This is a genomic window from Arthrobacter sp. K4-10C (assembly GCF_059090085.1).
This window is the reverse complement of sequence record NZ_JBNHFI010000001.1, coordinates 538912-561659: the sequence shown is the minus strand read 5'-3', so window position 1 is coordinate 561659 and position 22748 is coordinate 538912. Positions and strand designations below refer to the sequence as shown.

Genomic DNA, 22748 nt, shown 5'->3' with positions numbered 1-22748 from the left:
ACTTGCGGCAACAAACTTGTGGCGTCAATTGCGTTCAGGCGGTCCGCAGACGCTCTGACAGCGTACGCCGCGGAAGACACACTAGGTGAAGCCGCCCTAAGTGGCTCCAAATCTGTTCCCGAAGCGCTGGGTAGCAGGGTGTCCCAATTGAGTGAGCTGAAAGTCTGGACCAGAGGCAAAAGACCAAGGCTTACTACGTCGTCGGCGGACCGGGCAGTTTCAGCTACTGCAGATAGGTTGGGTCCAACTCCGGGCACAGCTGACGCCAAGCTCCACAACGGATGACCAGCCTCTTCTTTAGCCACAGCTGTGTGTGCGCGCATTTTCTGAACCGTAGCGGCAGCCTGAGTTTGGTCCGCTGCTGCGATTTCCGCCTTCAGGGTTGGAATGAGAGCTGTAGCTGATTCTAGTTCCGATTTGACCCGCAAAGCTGTGAAACCGAGCCAGGCTGCCCAGCCTAATAAACATACGGTGAGCGCCGTGGCGAACGTGGCAATTACCAGGCGGCGTCGGCTCCTGCGGGCGCTGCTGCACGTTCTACCGGAGGTGTGAACATTGCTTGCTGCCTCGTCATTCGCCGAACTGGTCATCTTTGTTGTCCTTCCGCAGGGCAGATTTGTTTGAAGGTCAGTTATCAGCTAGTAAGCGCCGGTGCTACGAAAGACAGCACGTGCAGTTTTCAGGAGGATGACGACGTCACCAGCCAGCGACCAGTTTTCGACGTAGTAAAGGTCTAGGCGAACTGAATCCTGCCACGACAGGTTGGACCGTCCACTGACTTGCCACAGCCCAGTCAAACCGGGCTTGACCAGTAATCGTCTACGGACATCCTTTTCGTAGCCTGCAACTTCTTTAGGAAGTGGCGGCCGCGGACCAACGAGGGCCATGGATCCAGCCAAGACATTGAAGAGTTGTGGCAGCTCATCAAGACTGTACTTGCGGAGAAACTTTCCCACGGGAGTGACGCGGGGATCATTTTTGATCTTGAAAAGAACACCGTTGCCCTCATTTCGGCTCTCAAGGGCTGCCAAGCGTTTTTCAGCGTCGACAACCATAGACCGAAACTTCAGCATGTAAAAGTGCTTGCCCTCAATGCCCACTCGTTCCTGCTTGAAAAGGACAGGCCCAGGGCTGGAAACCTTCACGACTGCGGCAATGAGGACCATGGCAGGTCCTGCCACAAGAAGTAGAAGTCCGGCGGCAAAGATGTCAAAAAGCCTCTTGGCAACGCGCTGTCCACCTTCGAGCGTCGGAGTCGTCACGTGGATCAACGGAAGGCCAGCGACTTGTTGAGTGTGGATTCGCGGTCCCGCGATGTCGGTTAAAGCGGGCGCCATAATTAAGCCGACGTTGCGGGAAGCCAATGCCCACCCCAAATGTCGCAGAGTTTGAGGGTGCAATTGGACACCGGCTGAGACTGCTACTGCATCTGCCTGACAATGATCAATAGCATCCAAAATCGATCCTGTGTCCGCTTTATGCCCTAAAACGTCTAACCCAGATTCTGGTTCTCGGGTCAAGTTAGCGTCCGCCCCGGGCATGTAGGCGGCCACGGGAAGATAGCCAGCGTGACGGGCTTCGATAAGAGTGGAGGCAAGGTGAGCGACAGCCCCCGGACCGCCCAAAACCAACAATCGCGACATACTGGAGCCGCCCTGTCGATTGATGCTCAGATGCTGCCTAAGAAGCCACCTCGCAAGGAGCAACCCGACTAGGCCAACTGGAAGAGCGATGCCCACGTAGCCACGTGCCGTATCTATGCGAAAAACATAGGAAAAAATGGCGACAAGGCCAAAAAGCCACAGGGAAGCTGCCGCTACGCGCTTGTATTCATCTGGGCCGGACCCGAGGACTCTGCTTTGGCGACTGTTCCAAGCCCCTAGCATTAGCCACCAAGCGGCACAAAGCGCCACGGAAAGCCAAAGGTAGCTGGCCTCGAAGTCTGCCTCTCCCGCGCTCGATTCGAAACCAAAACGAATGACGTATGCCCCAGACACAGCCCAGATGATCACGAACGCGTCGACAAAACGCAGAGTCCGCGAAGTTCGAATCCGCCAGTCCATCAAACAACCCCCAGTACAATGGAATATCGCTAGTCGCGAGATCCCCGAGGACAGGGTACAGCTAGAAGCTGGTGTCCTCGTAATGTGTACTCCCACATGGCTCTGCTTCCCTGCGCCCCATGCCGTCGGTGGACCTGGAGGGGTAATTGAGTGGCACGTCCGCGCAACTTTCTGCCATGATTTGGGGAGAAGCTGTGCATTGTGGCACCGACACAGTCACTTTTCCCCTCAGGTCTCGAGACGTCTCCCAGTTGAGGAGTCTCCATACGCCGGGAAAGCCTGCGCTCCCGGGACACGCCTCGGTTGTCGCGTTGTTCGGGGCCTTATAAACTAGGGGGTTTTTGAGTGGGTCGTACTGTTGCCATTGTTGGAACAAGGGGCTATCCCAGCTACTACGGCGGCTTTGAAACTGCTGTTCGTAAGCTTGCACCCTTCTTGGCCGATCATGAGTGGGATGTCACTGTCTATGGCCGTTCAGCTGCGAACTCCGCAGATGGTGAAAGGGATCCTCGTGTCTCCGCAGTCAAGACTCGTGGAATAGAAAATAAATCACTTAGCACTTTGTCGTATGGCTTGACTGCTTGTTTGCATTCTGCTTGGAAGAAACCCGACGTTGCCTTGGTAATGAACGTCGCAAATGGGTTTTGGTTGCCACTGCTGCGCCTTCGCGGAGTTCCAACAGTAGTGAACGTTGACGGTATTGAATGGGAACGAGCCAAGTGGGGCAGGCTAGCTAAATTCGTTTTCAAGTTGGGTGCGCGAATGACAGCGATGTTCGGAACAGTGCTCGTGGCCGACTCCAAAGAAATCGGCCGTAGATGGCAGGACGAGTTCGGTCGCTCATGCGTATTTATTCCTTATGGCGGGGATGTCGGAGGCTACGGTGACGCACAAGATGACCTGCCAGCAAAAGAGTATGTGCTCGTTGTTGCTCGTTTCGTCCCTGAGAATACGATAAGCGAATTCCTGGAAGCAGCAGGAAACCTTGCAAGAGATCACCAGGTGGTCATCGTGGGTTCTTCTGGTTACGGTGGCCCTCTCGAGGATGAAGTCAGACGACTAGAGGCAGAAAGCCCGAATGTGCGCTGGTTGGGACACGTCGCTAATGATGAAAGGCTGTTGGCACTCTGGCGAAATTGTGGTGCCTACTTCCATGGACACAGCGTTGGTGGGACAAATCCGGCACTAATTCAGGCTATGGCAAACGGCGCACCTGTAGTAGCTCGTGACACTGTTTACAACCGTGAAGTGCTCGGCGATGGTGGTGCTTTCTGCAAGCCGGAGGCCGGGCATATCGAGGAAGCCATCCGAAGTGTGTTGGAGTCCCCAGCCGAACAAAAGCGCCTGACAGATCTATCCCTGGCCCGTGTTCAGATGGGTTACACGTGGGCGGCCGTATGCTCCGCTTACGAGGAAGAATTGCGTGGGCAACTATCCACTTCCAAGACCGTGCGAGCCGGAGCATGAAGTTCGCTCGTTTTGAAGGACTGAACGACCGTGAGAACTTTCGGGCTTCAGGGCAGATGCTAGCCAAAGTTCTTCCGATGATTGCTCGTGGAGCTGTTGTTAAGCCATTTCTTCGTCATTCAAAGGGTGCTCTTTATCTAGGGCGGGGGGCCCGAATAATGAATCCGCAGCATATCTCCCATGAGGGACGACTGGTTATTGAAGATTTTGCAGAGGTGCAGGGTCTTTCTCAGCGTGGGCTCCACTTTGGGGCTGAAGTTTCGATTGGTCGCGGGACGCAAGTTCGACCCAGCAGCTACTACGGCGGCGAAGTGGGGGTCGGATTGTGGGTCGGTGAGAGATCGAGTTTTGGCGCCGGATGTTTTATTGGATGTTCAGGTGAAATCCGCATTGGATCTGACGTCATGTTGGGACCGGGAGTCAAGCTTTTCTCCGAGAACCATGTCTTCAGCGATACCTCAAAGACTATTAAGTCCCAAGGGGTCAATAGGTCTTTTTTGACTATCGGTGACAATGTCTGGATAGGTAGTAGCGCCACCATCACAGCGGGAGTAACGATCGGTAGTGGGGTTGTCGTTGCAGCTGGTTCAGTGGTCACGCGCAACTTGCCGGATAATGTTATCGCAGCCGGTATCCCTGCCAAGATAATGAGGGATCGATGATGCTGTCATCCAACGCAAGTGCTGAGGTTCTTTTCGTCCATTCCTCGAACGAGATGTACGGCGCAGACAAGATACTCGTCGAAGTCCTAAACTCACTTCCACTCAGCGACAGGCAGCGTGCCACCGTGTGGTTGCCTGACGATTTACCTACTGAAGAAAACCGACTCGGTTCGTTCCTTGATTCCCAAGGGATAAGGAACACGCCGTTCCCTGTCCCCGTCTTGCGACGCAAATACCTAAGACCTTCGGGGATTGGCCCCCTGTTCGCCAGGATTTGGAGAGCATTCCGACAGCTTCTGAAGCGCGATGTCGAAGTTGTATACTGCACGACTTCCGCGGTGATACTGTGCTTGATGTTGTCGCGCCTTGCCGGTGCGAAACGCGTTATCCTACATATGCAGGAGATTTGGTCCCCTCGTGAAGCTTTGGTCCTCGGGCTTTTTGCCAGAGGCGCTCACGAAATATTCTGCATTTCCGATGCTGCTCGCGAATCATTGCCTAAGTATGTAAGGCAACGCGCGGTCATCTTGCGGAATGCACATAGAGAGAACGGCCTGAAAGACTTACAAGAACCCCTGACTGGTCCCCTCAAGTTTGTAGTAGCCAGTAGATGGAATTCTTGGAAAGGTCATGAAGGACTGCTCGCCGCATGGAATGAGGATCCGTGTCCTGGCGAGCTCACCATCCTAGGTGGTCCTCCGGCCTTGGGAGAAGCTGTAGATGTGCCGAAATTAGTAAGTCAATTAAGGCACAAGAAATCCGTTTCGATAGTGGGCGAAGTAGAGGACATAGCACCGTATATCGACTGCGCTGACTTCCTTATTCTCCCGTCGGAGAAGCCGGAGCCCTTCGGCCTGGTCCTATTGGAGGCTTTCGCCAGAGGCAGAGCAGTGATAGCAAGCCGTGCTGGCGGTGTTCTTGACATCGTGACGCATGAATACGATGGACTCCTGTATCCCCTGGCGGACACAGTGTCCCTCGCATCTGTTCTCTCATCCGTTGACCGAGAGACGGCCCAAAGAATGGGTGATAACGCCCGGCGAACTTACGAACAAAAGTTCTCGATCGAGGGCTACAGGCGCAACTTTCGAGAATTATGGCGCCGGACAACAGCAGATAGTGAGCGCGCCAGTGCCTAAAGCAAACCTGGTTTACTGGTATGGCCTGTCCGATATGCCTCGTGATGGCGGAGGTTTGCGAGCCCTCGCGTGGTACAACTCGCTCACCGCACTTGGGTATGATGTGGAGGTTTACCCTCTGCGCGCAGTTGGAGCAGGGACAACTGACTTGGGTCTGACAAGACGCATCAAGAAGAGTCTTATTCCGATGCCTCTCCAAGGCCGGCTTCCTGCTATGAGACCTGCGGTCATAAACGTTATTACGGTTCCTTCAGTTTTTTCAGCAGCGTCTAAAAGTCTTCCGTCAGACAGTCTCATTTTCGACTGGATGGACCTTTGGAGTGTAAATGCTCGCACGATGGCGCAATCTTCACGCGTCATGGTGCCAGGGGGCGTAGCTCAGTCACTCTGGTGGAAGGTCATGGAGGCTCGCCTTCCCAAGCGCGCCGCAGTGAACACTTACGCGGGATATAAAGACTTTAGGCATCTATCAGACCGGACCGACTCCCCGTCTGCCTGGCTGCCCACGCCCGTCGCTTGGCCCAACGTTACCCGGCCCAGCAGCGAAGCTTCGCCCTCCAGAATCGGCTTCTTGGGCAACATGAATTACCCGCCCAACGCGATGTCTCTCAGGAAGTTCTTGGATGCTCATGCTCATCGACTGGAGCGGCTTGGCCTCGAATTGGTTGTGGCCGGCTACGGTTCAGACGAGGTGGCAAACTGGACAAACGGGGCCACGATCTTGGGACCGATCGCAGAACTCGAGACTTTTTATTCGTCTGTTGACGCTGTAATCGTCCCCATTGATCATGGTGGGGGGATAAAAGTTAAGGCTGTTGAATCTATGGTCTATGGGGTACCTGTATATGGAACCCAACATGTGCGGGAAGGCTTCTCCCCAGAATTTTGGCCATACATTGGCGACTTGCATGCCTTGATGGAGACCGGAAGGGAGGATGCGCATGCAGCACCACAGGAGTTACTTGAGGACCAATTTAGCGACGTCCGTTTTCAATCAACTGTTCGCGACCTTCTGACCCGAGCTGGGTTTCACTTATCGTGACGCTAGTTCGTCGTTAGATCTTCGACTTTACTTGCCCTGGTCTCTGCCAGATTTTTGGAAGGTTAGCCCATGACTTTTGCACTAATGCTGCTTGCGGGGCTAGCTTTTTTCCTCTTTTACACCATAGCTGGTCGAGTCAATACAATCATGGCCCTAGCTATGTCGACAATGTGTTTCTTGCCCAAGGTCGTATACGGCGGCACGGACGCGGATGTAACCCGCAGTGGCATATCAGGGTCTGAACCTCGACTAATGACTTACACAATTGCATTAGCCGTCATATTTGCAATGGCGGTATTTGCGTTCAAGCTTTCGCGACTGGCCGTGCTGGTCGTCCCGCTTATTGTCTTCCTTGTTATCAACTATGGGCTGGTGTGGGAGCAAACGGGGGAAGTCCAAGCAGGGATGGTGCATTTTCTCACCGCGGCAACCGCTTGGATTGCCGGGCTCTATCTGGCCACAAATGTAGACCCCGATGGTAAGACTGGAAGGATATTCATTCTTTGGCTCTTGTCTGTGGTGATATTGCAGTTGGCGATTTCAATCCTTCAATACAGCGGTGTTCCCCTTTTTCCTACTAATGCTTCGACTTCGGAACTAGTCGGTAGCAGAGTCAATGGCACTTTTGGTCACCCCACTACTTTGGGTAAAGTCTTACTATTGTTTCAAATGGTGTGCTTGCCCTTCACGCGCGCCGCACAGCGCACCACCAGGGCGTGTGCGTGGGTTGCGATAATAGCCTCGCTGCCCATGCTTATTCTCTCTGGTGGGCGCGCAAATTTCTTCTCTGCGATTGTCATGGTCTTATTGTGGACCCTCTTGCTGCCTAAAGGCCGTGCCCTAGGCAGCAAACTGGCTATTCCACTCATCGTGGCTACGGCAGGCTTTGCTTCGGCTGGCATTTGGGTGGCCAGGTTTGAGGAAGACCCGGAAGGGTCGACACGACAGCACTTCAACGAAGTTGCAATGGCGCTCGTGCCAGACAACCCGGTGGCAGGCACCGGGCCGAATACGTACATCACTACAGCAGGACCAACTGATATCTTGACGGCCCAAGGCTGGCCTGTTCATAACTCGGCACTCCTTGCTGCGGTGGAAATAGGGGTTTTGGGCGCTGCCCTGCTCTTCCTCCCGCTATTGGCCACCTTGGCTAATGCTTGGAAAAAGCGGCGACACGATTCGGAGACAGGTAACTTTGCCAGAGCTTACGTTGCGGCCACACCTGGCATAGCCTTAGTCGCACTCACAGGATGGGGAATGATGAGCGACAGTCTCCCTCTTTGGCTATTTCTTGCTGGCTTCTGTTTTCAACGACTGAGTGGCACTAGGGTCGTAAGGACCGCGGCCCCGCAGTACGGCAGAGCCAACGCCAGCTTTTAGACATGTACGTACTTTTCCACTCCTGAGGTCGTTGCTTCTTTGGCAGCACCGTTCACAACTGTCCATCGCCAGTTGGATTAGGATCGGCCTAGTCTATTGCCGGAACCATGTCTTCAGCGTTTTGTTCAACTGCCTGTATGGCGGAAATTCATTTGGTTAGCGCGCGGCTTTGGGGCTCTTCACATTTGATGGTGCAATCGCTGGCTGGATGTTGGCTGGCGTGTCGGTCCCGGGGCAGCGAGGCGAAGGCAACGCCCTACAAAGCCCAAAAAGGGCTCTTCATAATCCAGGGCGTAGCAGCGGCCTGAGGCCGCCTGTCTCTAGTAGAGATCCCGCGATGTAGTTTGGTGAGGTCGCGGAACCCGAGGGCGGAGCCCGGGGAGGTGTTCGAGTCGTCCGTTGATCGCCTCGGTTCGGCCGTTGCTGGCGCCAGGCCGGTTGGAGGAGGCAGGCACGTCGACGGCGCTTCTTCAGCGTTCGGTCGAGCGTAATCACCTCGTCGATCACGACCCCTTGACCTCGGCCAGGACGCCGTAGTTGACGGTGTTCCAGGCGACCCGTCCTTCCGCGACACGGGCGACGGTCAGGTGCTGGTGCGCGGTGCCTTCGAGCGCCAACCGCAGACCGCGCCGCGAGAGCTTCGCCCGCGGTTCAACAGCAGGCTGGGTTCTGGCGCCACACATGCCCGCAGCCGGAGCGGCGATAGCGACGGATCCTGACCACCAGCGTGGTCGGCCGCCAACCCAGCGGCTCGTGCGCAAGACGCCCTCGTCACTGTGGCGCCGGCGATCCCTCGCATCCGCAGCGACGACACCACCTCTCATCTGATCCGTCGGGCTCGACGACGCGACAGGCCAAGACAGCATGGTCCGGCTCGAACCGCTGCCCGGTCACGTCGAGACGGACCTCGTCGAGTCGGCAGAACAGGGTCGATCACGGCAGGCAAAAGCACGGGGGTTAGCGTCAGGCACTTCGAGGTTCTCCGGATAGGCACTGTGAGAACGTCCATCCTCGGGAGACCCAAACCCCTACCCGGGCACTGCCGCCGATGACGCGACACGCCCGCTACTCACGACTCGCTAATATGGGGCACACCAAAGCCAAGGAGAGTCCCGTGGGCAAGGTGGTCATGTACAGCTCGGTGTCGGTGGACGGCTTCGTCGCGGACGAGAACGACCAGCCCGGACCGCTGTTCGACTGGTTGTCCAGCTGTGACGTTCCGTTGGACGAGAGCGGCGAGGTGAAGGTGTCGCAGACGTCCTACGACTACACCCGCCCGTACTGGTACCAGATCGGGGCGACAATCGTTGGCCGCCACGTTTTCGACCTGACGGACGGCTGGGACGGGAAGCCTCCGGGCGAGGTCGACCACGTGGTCATCGTGACGCACCGGCAGAAGCCCGAGGGCTGGGACCCCGAGGTACCGTTTCACTTCGTGGACGGCGTCGAGGCAGCCGTGGCCAAGGCGCAGGAGCTCGCGGGTGACGACATCGTCGAGGTCGCCGCTGGCGACGTCGGTGGCCAGGTGCTTGCCGCGGGCCTGGTCGACGAGGTGCGCATGGACGTCGTACCCGTCGTGTTAGGGTCCTGCTGGCGCTACTTCGGGTCGGTCGACGAACAGCACCTGTTGGAGGATCCCGACGTGGTGGTTCAGGGCAACCGGGTACTTCACCTGCGCTTTCGAGTGCGCCGTTGACCGATCTGAGCGGGTACGGGAAGAAGTCCACTGCGAACGGTGACACACGTTCGGGCCTCCGGTTCGGAAATGGCTCCCTACCCGACTTCCTTCTCGCCTCCGTATACGGGGTGGTGACATCATCGAGCATTAGGGAGACGTCCACGTTGTTGAAAGCAGTAGGTCGCGACCCTGCTGCGGTTCTTGCCGACAGCGGGCTCGTCGCTTCAACGAGCCAGCCGAATCCCAACTACGTGAATACGCTGGCCAACGCATGGGACATGATCCCGTGCGTCCGTTCCCATCACGCCCCTGACCGTCGCGGACGACCCGCCAGAGCTGGCCCATCGAACAACTCGGTCTTTAGGTTTTTTGGGGAAATGGATCCCTGGGGTATGCTGCTGCCGCCGTCCGGCGGCAGCTCTCAAGAGAATAGCCGATTTGTAGATGGTGCCGCCGTTCGGCGGCAGCTCTCAAGAGAATAGCCGATTTGTAGATGGCCGGCGTTGCGGTAGCCGCACGGTGTGTTTCATATTCTGGATAGCAGCAGACGCACCATTTGGAGTTAGCGAAAACTAAGACTAGGTCTCATTCTTACTGGCAACTGCCCAATCTGCCAGCAAGATAATCGGCATAACAGGCAGGACAAGTGCTTCCTCTACTGGGCGACTAATCCTTCGGGAAATTAACGTTGGCCAGTTCTCTTACTGCGGGGAGGCTAGACCGAATACGATCTACAACATTGTCGCGATCGTCTTCGAGGTCAAGGAGAAGTTTGGCGACTACAGCGCCGAACCCCTCGACCGGTTCAACACAATGGTGAGGCATCCCGAATGACTTCATCAGACCGGAAACTTTTCCTTGTGTGGCGAGTACGATAACAGGGGTCTCTGCCGAAAGAGCCAGGATCGAAAGGTGCATCCGCCCTGTCACGACCACGTGGGCTTTCTTGACGAGCGCTTGCACCTCTGATGGCGAGACCAGTTCCTCGACAAAATATGCTCGACGCGCGACTGCACAAAATTCTCTGAGACGACGCGTGGCCTTAATATCATCTACGTTGGAATGACTAACGTGGGGGATAAAGGCGATCGTGTAGCCCAAACTATCTAGTGTTTCCAGGAAGTACTCATATTCAACTTCCTGCTCCACACGCAGACCGATGAGGCCACTAACATTTACCACGGCTAGCTTTTTCTGCGCCAATTCTTCCGGTAGTTTGCTTGCAGCGCTCTCTGAACCCGCGGTCCATGCAAACACCATGTCCGAAGCTTGCTGGACATTCGATACTCCATCGGACAGCAGGCGCCGAAGGGAATCGGGGTCGCGAGGCAGGATGAGCACACCAGCCTTTCCCGCTGCGCGAGCGAGCCGAACAATCTCATCCGGGGCTTTTCCATTCCAGCTAAACCCGAGAATCCGGGAAGTTACTCCTGAACGCTGAATCGCCGCTGCAATGTTCCATTCAACCATCGAAGAATGTTTTCCATAGCCGCCATCCATTATGTCGGCGCCCATTACAGAAAAACTCCGAGCCCCGCGAACGCTGCGGCCGAGGAGCCACAAGTCACGATAATGAGACAAGAACTTTGAGTAGACGAGGCTGGGTAACACCAAAAATTTGATGTTAGAGAAGCGTTTCTGGCGAGGAACCGAGTACGCTGTCAAAGATTTTACGATAGCAACAACTGGACCTTGTACATTGGCCGCAAAGCTTTCGAACATGGCTTGATCGCCTATGTTTCCCTCACCAGGAGAGTTAAGAATCACATGCTGGTTACTTTCGGAGCGTTTTCCATACAATGCTGCTCGGAGAATCAGGCTGTCCAAGAACATAAGTAGGCGGAGAGTGCCCGGACGTTCCAAGAGTTCTGATGCGAATCGACGAACCTTTGACTTTGTTACCAAGATTATATTCACTGAGCAATCCCCATATCGATTTCCCGTTTCTTGATTCTTCTGATTGCGGTTAGTATATCGCCTAGGTCGCGCCGAACTAGCGGTATTAGGAACGCCAAAGATAGGCCTGCTAATCCACCTATTGCAGAAGCAGCCAACGGCTCCAAATCAACCGGCAGTACAGGAGCTAAGAGGCCGCACGTGGCCGTGAGCACTCCGCAACTTATGAAACGTAGTCCGCCTAGAAATAGGTTGCGAACAGGCAACTTAACTTTGCGCATCCACACTAGAGATATAGGCCACGCAAGGACCATGCCGGCAACGTAACCCCATACCATGCCCTGGACCGATCCCAACACACCCAAAACGGTCAGTGCCAGTACAAGCCCCTTAGTTAGGAGGTTGTACTTAAGCAATTCGGCAGTCTCATCCTTAGCGAGGAAAACCCAATATGAGACGAACGTAGCAGCCTGAAAGGCCGCCCCTATTGCCAGAATCTGCAGTATTACAGCAACGGACGACCACTGTTTACCAAGAACTATTCGAACAATGTCAGGGGCGAAAATGATGGCAAAGGAGAATCCAATCGCAGCAGTATAACCAAGGAGCAGTTGCATCACGCTCACCGTTCGGCTGAACTTCCTCTCCCCGCTGATTCGAACGAGAGTCGTGAGGGCAACATTAGTCAGCGGACCAAAGATTTGGTTGACAGGAATGGAAGCCAATTGGGCGGCACGAGTATAGGCGCCAAGAACGACTGGTCCGCCAATAATCCCAATTAGGATACTGGGGGCATTGGCACTGCCGTAGTTAACGAATTGAGCGACGCCGAGATTACCGCCGTATCTCAAGAACGACCGGATTGAGCCTTCGCGTCCTGGTAATCCGGGACGCCAGCCGGTCGTGAAAACACGGCCTAAAAGCAGCAAGAGCCCGGATGCTAGTTGCATAGCGACGAGAGACCAGTAGCCAGCGCCCATAAGGGCAAGAACTATAGCGGTTCCGAGGCCCAATGTATTTGCCGCTATATCAGTCACTGCTAAAGATTTAAATCGCAGCTGCCTTGTGAGTTCAACCTGATATTGAGCCTGAATGCCATTCAATACGAAAAGGCCGGCAGTCGCCAGAGTTATAGGTCCCAAACGCGGGTCATTATAGAGCGTGACTAACGGTTGGCTTAGGGAGGCGGTTAACGCGGCCAGAGCTATGCCTAAGCCCACATTGATCCAGAAGAGATTGTTCTTTTGCAGTTTTGAAAGGCTGGGAGCCTGAATGCTAGCTGTTGTGATGCCGAAGTCGCGGACAAGTTCCGCAACCCCGACTACGGCTGTGACCATTGCTACCAGCCCGAAATCTAAGGGCGTTAGCAGTCTTCCCAGGATGACCAAGTTGGCTAGCAGCAGGAGCATTTTGACCGCCTGGCCAGCGATTGTTATTAGGCTGCCCCTCGCTGCAGTACGTGCCGTAGAAGTGGACATGGCCCTCAGGTCACTTTCTGTAGTCCCAGTAGCAGTCATTCTGATGAGTGGCGTGTGCAAACTTGCGACTCCGGCACAACTGCAGCAAGCCACAACAGCAACTACGCTGATGAAAGACCGTTACTGATAAACGTCACGATTCGATTCGTCCAAAGACATGGAGCTACTTCGATTTGGCAAACGTGACACCCATGCTGATGCCGAATCCCCACAAAGGCCCCCTTCGGCTCACGAGGAGCAGTATACCGCCTCAGGATAACTGGGAGCATCCGGGCGTGAGTATTACGACCCAAGCATCGCGGAGGAGATCCTGTTTATCGACTAGAATAGAGTGCGGCGTCGATGGTAGCTGTAGCAGCTAAGGGGGAGCAAATGGGTCTTATCAAGCAATCGGTTAAGCGGGTATTGCCGGAGGCGATCTTCCGCCGTCTCAAACAGAGCTATAGGCACTCCATCGTGCTTCGTGAAACGACCATCGATGCTCTTCGGCACATCCGATATGGTGCGGAGGAGGATGACCTCTTTTCCGGTAGTGGAAACCTGAGGAACATTGAGTGTCAACTCACCAAGGACTATCACCGCATCGAAAAGGGGTTGGCACTCAAATCGCCGAAGCGCCCGTTTGGGGACGCAGTGAGGCGGCGGCTGGAAGCAGGATTGAGCAACGCGGCAGTCGAAGAAAATCTGCAGGAGGTTTCTGCCCATGCTCACACTGCATTGAAGGCACTAAAAAATTGGAACGACGAAGAGGACATTGCCGCCGAGATTAGTCCGACCGTCGCTAGTCCTCATGTATGGGACCCAATCCTCGAGAACGGTGGGCAAGACTTGCTGGAGCATTTCTTTTCCACTCGTCGAAGCGTTCGAGCGTTTGATCCGACTAGAAGTGTTCGGCTGGAAGACGTTAGACGTGCCGTTGAAATAGCCCTTTCTACACCATCCGTCTGTAATCGGCAGGCATGGCGCGTACATTTCTATTCGGATCCGGACGACGTTTCTCGTGTTATCAGGCACCAAAACGGCAACTCTGGCTTCGGTAATGCTGTGCCCGCTTTGGCGGTCATAACTGTGGATACTCGTTTGTTCACTGGGCCTGGGGAACGTCATCAGAGATGGATTGACGGGGGGCTTTTCGCCATGAGCTTTGCATATGGTCTTCATTCTGTAGGGTTAGCGTCGTGCATGCTGAATTGGTCGATGAAGAACGGCGCATCTACAGAGCTCAGGTCAAGCGCTTCCATTGACGATCATGAGGACGTTGTCATGCTGGTGGCCGTAGGGCACACTGAAACAAAATTCCGGGTCGCCAGGTCACCACGGCGGGCGATCGACACAGTGCTGAATGCCCACTAGTTAGACCCGCTATTAGGCTCGGCATAAAGAGAAGCTCTCGTTCCGCCACATCATGGGGCAGCTTGCGCTAACCGCTCGGGTTTTCGTCCGACTGTGCTTTGTAGTGGACCTCAAAACGTCAGAGAAGTACGACGCCTGAGTGTTTGTGTTGGGTGTTGTATCAGGGCACGTAGCGGTAGAGTACGCCGTCCCGGCGTGCAGCTCTTTGAACACGCAGTGGTAGACGGGCCGGTAATAATTCATCGTCCGGAACCTCGAGGCCGAGAATGGGTTGTCGTTCGAGACGTAGGGGCAGCTGTGTGACAACTGCACGCCGTAGGTGGACAGCATCGTCGAGCGGGGATCTCATCGCCGGTCCCGAATCGGCGCGGCCTGCCTTCCTGCAACCGCATCTGTAGCGCTGCCACCGAATTGGACGATGGCCTGGCACCCAGAAGCCGTTGAAACAGTTGGCCTTACCACACCTCCAGTGTGTTGGACTAGGAATCGCGAACAGCTGGCCCCATGAGCCGACTATCTACTGTGCGTTGGGCTATACCCTCGCGTGTTGCAGTTGAATGAATTCGAAACGGCCGTGAACATCGATGAGGAGCCCGCTATAACTGCAGCATCGGTAGTAGTTATCCTCAAGCTAATCGCGGATACGGCTTGACGGGAAGACCTTGGGCTCAGAGCCGCTGGCACCGCCAAAAATGGTATGTTCAAAGTCCTGGTCTATGCGTTCGGACGATGCGCCGGCGCTAGCCTGGATTCTTTGCATGGCGCTTGGTGACGCATGTTCCGCTTTCGCAGGGTTTTCTTCCGAGCTGTAATATGAGTAGGCGTAGGCGTCGGGACCCTTTGAGGGAAGACGGTTCAGGACGACACCCAGCAGATTAGCTCCCACCATCTTCAGAGCGTTCAAGGACTTCTCAAGATCCTGGCGCTTCAACTTCTGTGAACCCACTACTAGCACTACTCCTCCGACGTGCTGCGACAAGACGGCCGCGTCGGTTACGGGTAGTAAAGGTGGCGCGTCCACCACGACGATGTCGAATGTCGCCTCAAGGCTACGAATGAGATCTTTCATTTCTGCGGATCCAAGCAGCTCGCTCGGGTTGGGGGGAATCTGTCCAGATGTGAGGACGAAAAGATTGTCAGTCCCCCAAGGTTGAAGCAAGTCATCCAGATCGGCTGATCCGACTAGTGCAGTCGTCAGACCAGCGTTTCTGTCAAGGCCCAGGTATTCATTGACCATAGGTCGTCGCAAGTCTGCATCAACAAGGCAAACAGACTGCCCCGCTTGCGCGAGAGCAATCGCCAGGTTTGTCGCCGTTGTACTCTTTCCCTCGCCGGGTACTGACGACGTCAGCAGCACCGTCTTTGCGTGGCCCGACACGTTAGCGAATTGGAGATTTGTCCGGAGTTGGCGAAACGACTCTGCTCGGGGACTTTGCGGAGCTGCCTGGGAGAGCAGCGGCTTCTTGGTAGCGTCTTGGTCGAAGGAAATACCGCCTAGTAGTGGGGAATCTGTCACCATTCGAAGGTCCGCTTCCCCTCGTATACGGCTATCCATCGTCGACCTTGTAACGGCGGCAACAAGACCCGCAGTGAGACCAATGAGAAGACCCAAGACCAAGTTCAGTTGAGTATTCGGCGATGAGGGCGCGACAGGTGCCGTAGCAGGTTTGATTACTGAAAGACTGACAGGAGAAAGTCCCCCTGTTCGAGGCTTTTCCAAAGTATCTACAACTCGGATCAGACTATCTGCGACTGCTTGTGAAATGGCCGCTGCCTGAACAGCCGAATTGTCGGCGACCGAAATATTTATTAGCACGGTGCTGGCTTCGGTACTTGCCTTGACCCGAGACGCCAGTTCTTCAGCCGTTTCTGAAAGCCCTAATGCATCTATCGCGGGTTGAAGTACGGCTGGAGAATCAACTGTCTTCACATAGGACTGAACCCGGGCTTGACTGAAGTTGTTGCCCAACTGCAACTCTTGTACGGACCCAGAACTCTGAATGGCTACGAAAAGCTGAGTCTCTGCGTTGTATGTGGGTTTGGCAAGCACGGAGATTGCAGCGCTGGCTAAGAGACCCAGCAGCGTCGCGCTAACTATGAGCAGCCAATGACGCCTTACCAAGCGCAGGTAGTCACGTAAGTCCAAACCGGGGTCCCCCTGTGTGTCGCTGGGGCGCCCTAAACGGCTTGCCACCAGAACGGCCGTATTCATGCGGTCGTCCCTATACTACCTAGGATCACAAGTGCGGTGGCACCGACTATTAAACAGGCCTGCCGGGGACTAATGTTTCCAGGTGAGGGCCAAAATGTACAAAGTGGGTTGCCGGGGAACAGTATCCCGTCGTATGGACCCAGGCGTTCGTACCAAGCGCTGGGCATCGTACACTTCGGCGGGTGCTAAGCAGAGGTGGCCTGCGAGCAACCGCTGCTGCAGGTGGATCATTACCACTTACTGGAGGCGACTCACATGTCTTGCTGCTGGAAAACCTCAGCCAGCCCACATGCAAGACTGGTCACTCAGTATGTCTGGCGATAGTGGTTGGCCACGAGGGCTCGTGACGTTCTGTCCCGCCGCCTGCCGACATGTCCAGCCGTTTGCACACTTAGTGAGCTTCGTTCTAGTCCATCGAAAATGCGAGCGGTGTAGCCACGAAATATGGCGGACGCCAACTTAGTGGGTGCGCCTGATTGGCTTAGTCGGCGATGCAGATCTTTCACGACTACCGCACGCGATCCACCCTACTGTTCCCTGGCGATTACCTGCACCTGCCCAGATGGGAAAACGGCGATCAACTCACCCTTTCCGCTTCCATTGTCTCGGTGCATGATATATGCGGTGTTAGGACCGGTGGTCGGGGTGCGGGACGCTTTGCCTTCGAAGTATATGAAGGGATTTGGGAAGGTGCCTCCACTAGTTGTGAGAGTGAATTTAGGTGCTTTCCAGGCACCGTCGGTACGGATTGTCCCGGCCGATTCCCTATAAATGCTTGCGTCGAGTGGTGCCGTGCCCGACCCGAGTCGCAAAGTCCCGTTTGCCTGAAGCTCGAGTCGCTCGTAAGCATCGGAACCGACCCGGGACCGCAAGATAGCATTGGACGTGTTAGGGCTGGAGTAGTCAGAGCGCTGTTGTCTTGAGTAAATAGCGCTGTAGTCGGAGTAGGCGTCGACAGTGTGATAAGCGGGATCCCACATATTGGCTGACGCATTTATGAAGCCTACGCCGGCACCAGTCTTCACAGCATGACTGGTTCGTGCAGTGCTACCCTGCTGCACTCCCGAGACATTTCCTACTAACAGAACATTACGGACTTGCTCTAGATAAATATCTGGGAACGCGCCTTCCGCGACGCGGCTGTTCCCACGGAAAATATTACCTTCGATAAGTGTATTGAGCGTATCCCCTGCCCGCCCAACCGCGCACAGGCCACCGCCCATATTGTTATCAATCTGGTTGGCCATTATAAAGCAGTCGGCGGCCTTTTCCGTTAATTTGATCGCATAATCCGATGCGGAATACAAGCCACTCTTTGTGACCCAATTGGCCCCTGCTGCGATTATTACACAGTTAGTGCCGATTCCGATGGCGCCGTTTTTATAATGGCAGTCGGTTGCACCAAAGTAAATCCCGTAGCTACCAAAATCGCGTATTGGCGAGTGATCAAACTGGAGTTCGATCCGCTTCGGATTTATTCGCACTCCGCCGGTAAGGCTGTTTACCATTTCCATTTTGTCGAAGTTTGAACGATCTGCAACGCGGAAAACTCCCGTATATTCCTCGAAGTTCAGAATGTGAGAGGTTCCGCGCTGGTTCGTCCTATTCCCGTCCCAGCGGCCACCGAAACCATTTATACTCATGGCACTAGGCCCGATGCGTATCAGATCGTCGTTCGAACCATCCGCTAATGTGATGGTTGCACCCCAGGCGGATATGGAGACGAAGGATTGATCGATTCGCAGCGGCCGCGTGACGTAACTTCCGGGCTCAATTCGAACAACGCAATTACCGCCATAGGAATTCACCGCGTTAAATAAATCTTGAAGAGAAGCGTAACTTTTTGAACTAAAAACTCGCGCGGTCTTTGATTCGAACAAGCCATCTAAAGCTGTACGAGCTGCTTTGCCGGCAATGGATACCTCCGACGCTATGGTGTCTGGTAGTTGCTTGTCGGAACTCGAAGGCCCTAGGGGCATCTTGAGCCCAGCTGTTTCCGCAGCAGCTGAAGCATTATCATCGGCTAGGCCTAGGAGCCCAGACAACCCCGTTGCAGTAGTTGCTAGTGCGCCCATTCGAAGGAGTCCCCGGCGCTTGAGTCCGTCCCGCTTTTTTTGATCTTGCTCGCTAAGTACGCGTTCGTCACCCATGATTGCCCCCGTTATCCGATGCGCGCTGAGCTAAACTTCTCGTTAGCGCGCTCGTGGTGGAAGTTGCCGTCCAAGCATCAATCGGCAGAAAGCAAATGCGTTGCCACTTCCTTGACGTGCAGAGATTGCTGGACATGGCAGAAACGATATGGGCAATGAAGCCAATTGACGCCAGTAGGAAGTACTTGAATTCGATGGCAGAGTACGTGTAGTTCGCCGAGTACTACGCAGATTCTGCGGGGAAGACGCCAGGCACTACTTGTTTGCTAGTCAAGAATCCACCTCTAATGCGGACTACCCGTCACCCAGCAGGCCATGCCTGCCCGATCTACCGAAAACACTGTCGGGAATGGCTCGAAATCGGTGTGGACAACTATGTGCTGGTCGCAGGGGTCGCTCTCGAATAGCGGTCGCTTTGTCGTTCCGATCGAGCCGTGTTCCCAAATTCGGGCTGCCCGATCAGTGGAAGCGAGGTATTGGCATCACTGGCGAGAAGTCCAAACTGTCGCTCTTCGTCGTAATTCCGGTCCTACCTCAATCACTTTCGCAAAACGCCGGTTTGCCGTGGCTGCGTCACAATGTGCTGGGCCCACGAAACTGCGCTGCTGAGATTATGGAACGCAGGCAGCTCCACGACGTGGCTGAGCCCGAACCCTCGGACTGGAGGTGTCCATTGGTGGAGACGAAGAAGTATACCTCGTTGCGTTTAACGCTGACGCCAGAAATCCCCTTCTGGTGGAATTCGGTGAACATACAGCAACGCTCATATCTAGGGCGGGGCACAACGGACGGCGACCTTCTTGTGGGCACGCTTGCCACGCTTCACCCGGGCGACCGCGCGGAGCGGGGCGCGTACCGTCCTTCCCAGGACTCTTGTCATTGAGAAGCGGGCGGAAACCTTGCGTCTAGGCAACATGTGGTAATCGGCACGTAAACTATGGCCAATTTCTGACGACTGGCAGTCCCCAAGGCCGTCCATTCAGACGGGTAGCGTCATAGAGAGCATGACTTAGTCCACCCTCTAGGGTTGTTTTGTAGCACAGCCTCATGTGCGGGTATGGGGGCAGAATTCACGCGCGGCAGCTCCGTCGAAAGTTAGGCGCGAGCCCCGGCTGGGGCTGGTGTCCTATATCGCTACGCTGGTGGCCCTGGATAACGCCGCTGGTGTGCTAGTGGCTCTTGGCCACTGAGGCTGAAAGGCCGTGGTGTCTTGTCATATCCGACATGACTTGAACAACCTTGCGGACTATGCAAGCAAAGTGACAAGCATCCTTACTTCCCAGTGATAGCACGGAATTATGCTTCAGCGCTGTCGGGGGGGCCGGAAAGGGCTTGTCCCTCCGGGTTTGTCCTGGCTTGTCAACCCAACGCTGGACCAGATACCGTCCCTAGGGATCTGACGTGGGGATCACGCCTACCAATGGAGGTCTGTTGTGGCTTTTTTCGATTTTGCCTATGCGTTGAGCGCGCTGCTGGGCACCCTGCTGGTCCCTTTCTTCGTTTTTTACCAAATGCTGCGGCGCAAGCGTCGGGCCCTTCGTGTCACCGCTTCCGCCGCCTCACGGGGCAGCCGCCGCTAGCCATGCCATACGTCGACATTAATCCCCATAAAGGCCGTCCCAAGTGGCAAGGTTATGCAATCCTGGCCGTCCTACTTGTCCTAACCGCAGCTGTGGTGGGCGCTGCCCTCACGCGGTTATGAGCAGACATCTCCGCCGAAGCCCCTAAACTTACTGGTTGAACCAGTGCCGCAGAACTTTTGCCGAACGTCCTGGGGGGACATGTATGCCCGATCCGGCGGATCAGAACGCACGCGCCGATGCAGACGATGCAGGACAGCCGCTACTGCGCCGACGCCGTGACCTTCGTCGCGCCGACGGTGGGTTGACGGATGCCCGGACAGGAACCATGCCAGCTGTAACACCAAGCCCTTCAACCCAGCCCCATTCAGGTAACCCATTGGCGCGTCGGACCTCATGGGCCGAGGCAGCAGCCACAGCTGATGCCGCAAAGCCTAAAGCCCCCACGCGGCTCCCGGCATCTGCGCAGCCCACACCCTCAGGCCCCGTTACCTCCCTCTCTGGGGCCCGCGACGCCGAAGCCGCGTCGGTGCCCGCTGCCGTTCCTGCTGATACTCCTGTCTTCCGCCGGGCCCGGCCCACGGTCGCCGAAACCATAGCTGAAAGCCCACTGCCGGACTTCATCAGCTCGCCAGGGCTGTTCGTTAAAGAACAGAAACCGCGCCCCGTGGGTGGGTTCCGTGGCGCGTTGTACAACCTGACTGGAGGCGCATGGAACTTGGGTCCTGGTGCTAGGCAGCGTCAGGAAGACGAACTAGTGCGACGTATTTCCAGGCAGCTCCAAGGCAGCTATAACACGGCTATTTTGAGCCTCAAAGGTGGTATCGGCAAGACCTCAACCACTGTGGGTGTGGGGCTCACGCTCGCAGAATACCGCGGCGACGCTCCTTGCGCCATCGATGCCAACCCGGATTCGGGCGACCTTGTCGAACGTGCGCTGGGCGAAGGCATTTACCAGCAGTCCAGCCCACGGACTATCACCGACCTGCTCGAGAACATTGAGTCAGTCGATTCGCTCACAGCCCTTGCCCGGTACATGCACCACGCCGGCCGGCTGCACCTAATCGCGGGTGAACAGGATCCGGAGGTTTCGGACTCGCTTACAGCCGCGGAGTACTTGCGCATTCGGAAACTCGTCTCCAGTTACTATTCAGTCGCGCTGACTGATTGCGGTACTGGCGTGACGCACAACGCCATGAGCGGTATCCTGCAGTCCGCTGACAACTTGGTGATCGCCGCGGGCTACGCCGTAAGCGGTGCGAAGCGGGCCCGCAGCACGTTGCACTGGCTCGCAAGCCACGGGTACGAGGACCTGGCGCGGAACGCGATCGTGGTAATTACCGACAAGGACGAAGTTTCCTCACGCGTCGATAAGGACGCTATTGAGGACCACCTGTCTGGCATCTGTCGCGAGCTTATCGCCGTACCGCATGACCGGGGCGTTGCGGACGGCGACCTAGTGACACTGGACGTGCTGAAACCGGAGACGCGCAGGGCATACAAAGAGATCGCGGCGGCCATCGTGGACGGATACCGGTAAGCCCAGCTTTTTCGGTCAGCTTTGGGCCTCGGCTCGCCAAGCTCTGGCCAAGTCGCATAAGCGACCACGAGTGTTAGATTGCCAGGAAAACAGGTACACGATACTGGGGCAAGCGGACACCGCCGCGCCTTAGCCTCAGACCATGATGAATCTGATGGATGGCGGGCGCCGGCGCAGCCGGCTGCCCCGGCGGGAAAACCTGGAGATGGTGGGCCTTACCGCCCTATCCGTAACCGGCGCGCTCATCCTGCTGCCTGTAATCGGGCTGAAGACCCTTGCCAGCGCACTTCCGTTCGCGAGGAAGGTCGGTAGCGGGCGCGAGCCCAAGGAGCACTACCTCATTAACTAGCATCCTTGCGGCTGGTCGCTCACGGGCAGAACCCGCTGAAGTGTGCAGCTTGCCTCGGTGTGAGTTGAGCAGGTGATGTTGCGCGACTACCGCGTATCCACGTCCTCAAACACCAGGAACGTCTGCCTATCCAGCACCCCCGGCCTGGACTGCAGCTGGTTGAAGATGACCCGGCGCAGGTCGATGTTGTCCACGGCGCGGACCAGCAGGATCACGTCGAAGGTGCCGCCCACCAGGGCGATGTGGTGCACCTCGGGGATGGCGCCCAGCCGGTCGCGCAGTTCCCGCCAGGAGTCCTGCTTCAGTTTCAGGGTCACATAGGCGGAAGACTTGAGCCCAGCCTTGATCGCATCCACCAGGGGCCGTGAACCGGGACAGCACCCACTCACCCGTCAGCCGCGCGATGCGCGTAGAGGCGTGCGCCCGCGAGATGTGCACATTTGCGGCCACCTCCGTGAATTCTCCGGCCATCCAGGCCGGCACGGCACCCGACGGGGACGCCCTCTCCGACCCGGCCACGAATACCCCATGCCCGGCGATAAAGAACTGCTGGCTGCCTACGAGCAGCTCGTCGTCGGACGCCGCGTCAACCAAGGAACTCCGCCCTGGTAAGACAGGGCGTAGGGCGCTGGCCCGGCGCAGCCAGAGCCTGGACGCGTGGTGATCCATCTGCGCACCCGCGGTCTGCGGGGCAGGTATTGGACGGACCCAGATTCAGGTACGCCGTACGGATCCCGCAGGCCACTGGCCCGCGTAGTC

The 22748-nt window shown here is 56.1% G+C and carries 16 protein-coding genes and 2 pseudogenes; 11 read left to right on the top strand and 7 right to left on the bottom strand.

Annotated features, from left to right (window positions below):
* Window positions 1-638: 638 nt before the first annotated feature.
* Complete coding sequence (locus AC5RUU_RS02605) at window positions 639-2063, bottom strand: sugar transferase (protein WP_493973637.1); 1425 nt, start codon at window positions 2061-2063, stop codon at window positions 639-641.
* Window positions 2064-2408: 345 nt separating this feature from the next.
* Between AC5RUU_RS02605 and AC5RUU_RS02600 the strand changes: the two genes are divergently transcribed.
* From AC5RUU_RS02600 to AC5RUU_RS02580, 5 genes are all read left to right on the top strand, one after another.
* A complete protein-coding gene (locus AC5RUU_RS02600) occupies window positions 2409-3530 on the top strand; it encodes a glycosyltransferase (protein WP_493973636.1) in 1122 nt (373 codons plus the stop codon).
* A complete protein-coding gene (locus tag AC5RUU_RS02595; protein ID WP_493973635.1) occupies window positions 3527-4192 on the top strand; it encodes an acyltransferase in 666 nt (221 codons plus the stop codon). Before AC5RUU_RS02600 ends, AC5RUU_RS02595 begins: the two co-directional genes overlap by 4 nt.
* Window positions 4189-5331, top strand: a complete 1143-nt coding sequence (locus AC5RUU_RS02590) for a glycosyltransferase family 4 protein (RefSeq protein WP_493973634.1) — start codon at window positions 4189-4191, stop codon at window positions 5329-5331. Before AC5RUU_RS02595 ends, AC5RUU_RS02590 begins: the two co-directional genes overlap by 4 nt.
* 571 nt (window positions 5332-5902) lie before the next feature.
* Window positions 5903-6373, top strand: a complete 471-nt coding sequence (locus tag AC5RUU_RS02585) for a glycosyltransferase family 4 protein (protein ID WP_493973633.1) — start codon at window positions 5903-5905, stop codon at window positions 6371-6373.
* Between the two features lie 252 nt (window positions 6374-6625).
* A complete protein-coding gene (locus AC5RUU_RS02580; protein ID WP_493973632.1) occupies window positions 6626-7753 on the top strand; it encodes an O-antigen ligase family protein in 1128 nt (375 codons plus the stop codon).
* A gap of 512 nt (window positions 7754-8265) precedes the next feature.
* Here the strand turns inward: AC5RUU_RS02580 and AC5RUU_RS02575 are convergent.
* A pseudogene (locus AC5RUU_RS02575) lies at window positions 8266-8724 on the bottom strand (ISL3 family transposase); the annotation flags it as partial.
* 143 nt (window positions 8725-8867) lie between these two features.
* Between AC5RUU_RS02575 and AC5RUU_RS02570 the strand changes: the two are divergent.
* Entirely contained in the window at window positions 8868-9449 is a 582-nt protein-coding gene (locus tag AC5RUU_RS02570; RefSeq protein ID WP_493973686.1) for a dihydrofolate reductase family protein, read from the top strand.
* 648 nt (window positions 9450-10097) lie between these two features.
* Here AC5RUU_RS02570 and AC5RUU_RS02565 read toward each other — a convergent pair.
* Together AC5RUU_RS02565 and AC5RUU_RS02560 are read right to left on the bottom strand one after the other, a co-directional pair.
* Complete coding sequence (locus tag AC5RUU_RS02565; protein WP_493973631.1) at window positions 10098-11258, bottom strand: polysaccharide pyruvyl transferase family protein; 1161 nt, start codon at window positions 11256-11258, stop codon at window positions 10098-10100.
* A gap of 86 nt (window positions 11259-11344) precedes the next feature.
* The gene (locus AC5RUU_RS02560; protein WP_493973630.1) at window positions 11345-12805 is read right to left on the bottom strand and encodes a lipopolysaccharide biosynthesis protein; all 1461 of its coding nucleotides are present in this window, start codon (window positions 12803-12805) and stop codon (window positions 11345-11347) included.
* Between the two features lie 372 nt (window positions 12806-13177).
* On the opposite strand from AC5RUU_RS02560, the gene AC5RUU_RS02555 reads away from it, so the two are divergent.
* Window positions 13178-14158: a nitroreductase family protein gene (locus AC5RUU_RS02555; RefSeq protein WP_493973629.1), complete on the top strand. Its 981-nt coding sequence runs from the start codon at window positions 13178-13180 to the stop codon at window positions 14156-14158.
* Window positions 14159-14789: 631 nt separating this feature from the next.
* Here the strand turns inward: AC5RUU_RS02555 and AC5RUU_RS02550 are convergent.
* A complete protein-coding gene (locus AC5RUU_RS02550; protein ID WP_493973685.1) occupies window positions 14790-16304 on the bottom strand; it encodes a tyrosine-protein kinase domain-containing protein in 1515 nt (504 codons plus the stop codon).
* 593 nt (window positions 16305-16897) lie between these two features.
* Complete coding sequence (locus AC5RUU_RS02545) at window positions 16898-18520, bottom strand: hypothetical protein (RefSeq protein ID WP_493973628.1); 1623 nt, start codon at window positions 18518-18520, stop codon at window positions 16898-16900.
* Between the two features lie 1433 nt (window positions 18521-19953).
* Here AC5RUU_RS02545 and AC5RUU_RS02540 point away from each other — a divergent pair.
* The 3 genes from AC5RUU_RS02540 to AC5RUU_RS02530 all read left to right on the top strand — a co-directional run bounded on the left by AC5RUU_RS02540 (window position 19954) and on the right by AC5RUU_RS02530 (window position 21989).
* A complete protein-coding gene (locus tag AC5RUU_RS02540) occupies window positions 19954-20100 on the top strand; it encodes a hypothetical protein (protein ID WP_493973627.1) in 147 nt (48 codons plus the stop codon).
* Window positions 20101-20428: 328 nt separating this feature from the next.
* Window positions 20429-21640, top strand: a complete 1212-nt coding sequence (locus AC5RUU_RS02535) for a MinD/ParA family ATP-binding protein (RefSeq protein ID WP_493973626.1) — start codon at window positions 20429-20431, stop codon at window positions 21638-21640.
* Window positions 21641-21782: 142 nt separating this feature from the next.
* On the top strand, window positions 21783-21989 hold the full coding sequence (locus tag AC5RUU_RS02530) for a hypothetical protein (protein WP_493973625.1): 207 nt from the start codon (window positions 21783-21785) through the stop codon (window positions 21987-21989).
* A gap of 86 nt (window positions 21990-22075) precedes the next feature.
* Here AC5RUU_RS02530 and AC5RUU_RS02525 read toward each other — a convergent pair.
* A pseudogene (locus AC5RUU_RS02525) lies at window positions 22076-22445 on the bottom strand (Lrp/AsnC family transcriptional regulator); the annotation flags it as partial.
* Between AC5RUU_RS02525 and AC5RUU_RS02520 the strand changes: the two are divergent.
* Window positions 22354-22653 (top strand): hypothetical protein, encoded by a 300-nt coding sequence (locus AC5RUU_RS02520; RefSeq protein ID WP_493973690.1) that lies wholly within the window; start codon window positions 22354-22356, stop codon window positions 22651-22653. The pseudogene AC5RUU_RS02525 and the gene AC5RUU_RS02520 sit on opposite strands and share 92 nt — an antisense overlap.
* Window positions 22654-22748: the final 95 nt, after the last annotated feature.

Coding starts and splice junctions, on each gene's coding strand:
- AC5RUU_RS02605 (WP_493973637.1), bottom strand. CDS start 2,063: ATGGACTGGCGGATTCGAACTTCGCGGACTCTGCGTTTTGTCGACGCG.
- AC5RUU_RS02590 (WP_493973634.1), top strand. CDS start 4,189: ATGATGCTGTCATCCAACGCAAGTGCTGAGGTTCTTTTCGTCCATTCC.
- AC5RUU_RS02530 (WP_493973625.1), top strand. CDS start 21,783: ATGATGAATCTGATGGATGGCGGGCGCCGGCGCAGCCGGCTGCCCCGG.
- AC5RUU_RS02595 (WP_493973635.1), top strand. CDS start 3,527: ATGAAGTTCGCTCGTTTTGAAGGACTGAACGACCGTGAGAACTTTCGG.
- AC5RUU_RS02535 (WP_493973626.1), top strand. CDS start 20,429: ATGCCAGCTGTAACACCAAGCCCTTCAACCCAGCCCCATTCAGGTAAC.
- AC5RUU_RS02580 (WP_493973632.1), top strand. CDS start 6,626: ATGACTTACACAATTGCATTAGCCGTCATATTTGCAATGGCGGTATTT.
- AC5RUU_RS02555 (WP_493973629.1), top strand. CDS start 13,178: ATGGGTCTTATCAAGCAATCGGTTAAGCGGGTATTGCCGGAGGCGATC.
- AC5RUU_RS02560 (WP_493973630.1), bottom strand. CDS start 12,805: ATGTCCACTTCTACGGCACGTACTGCAGCGAGGGGCAGCCTAATAACA.
- AC5RUU_RS02545 (WP_493973628.1), bottom strand. CDS start 18,520: ATGGGTGACGAACGCGTACTTAGCGAGCAAGATCAAAAAAAGCGGGAC.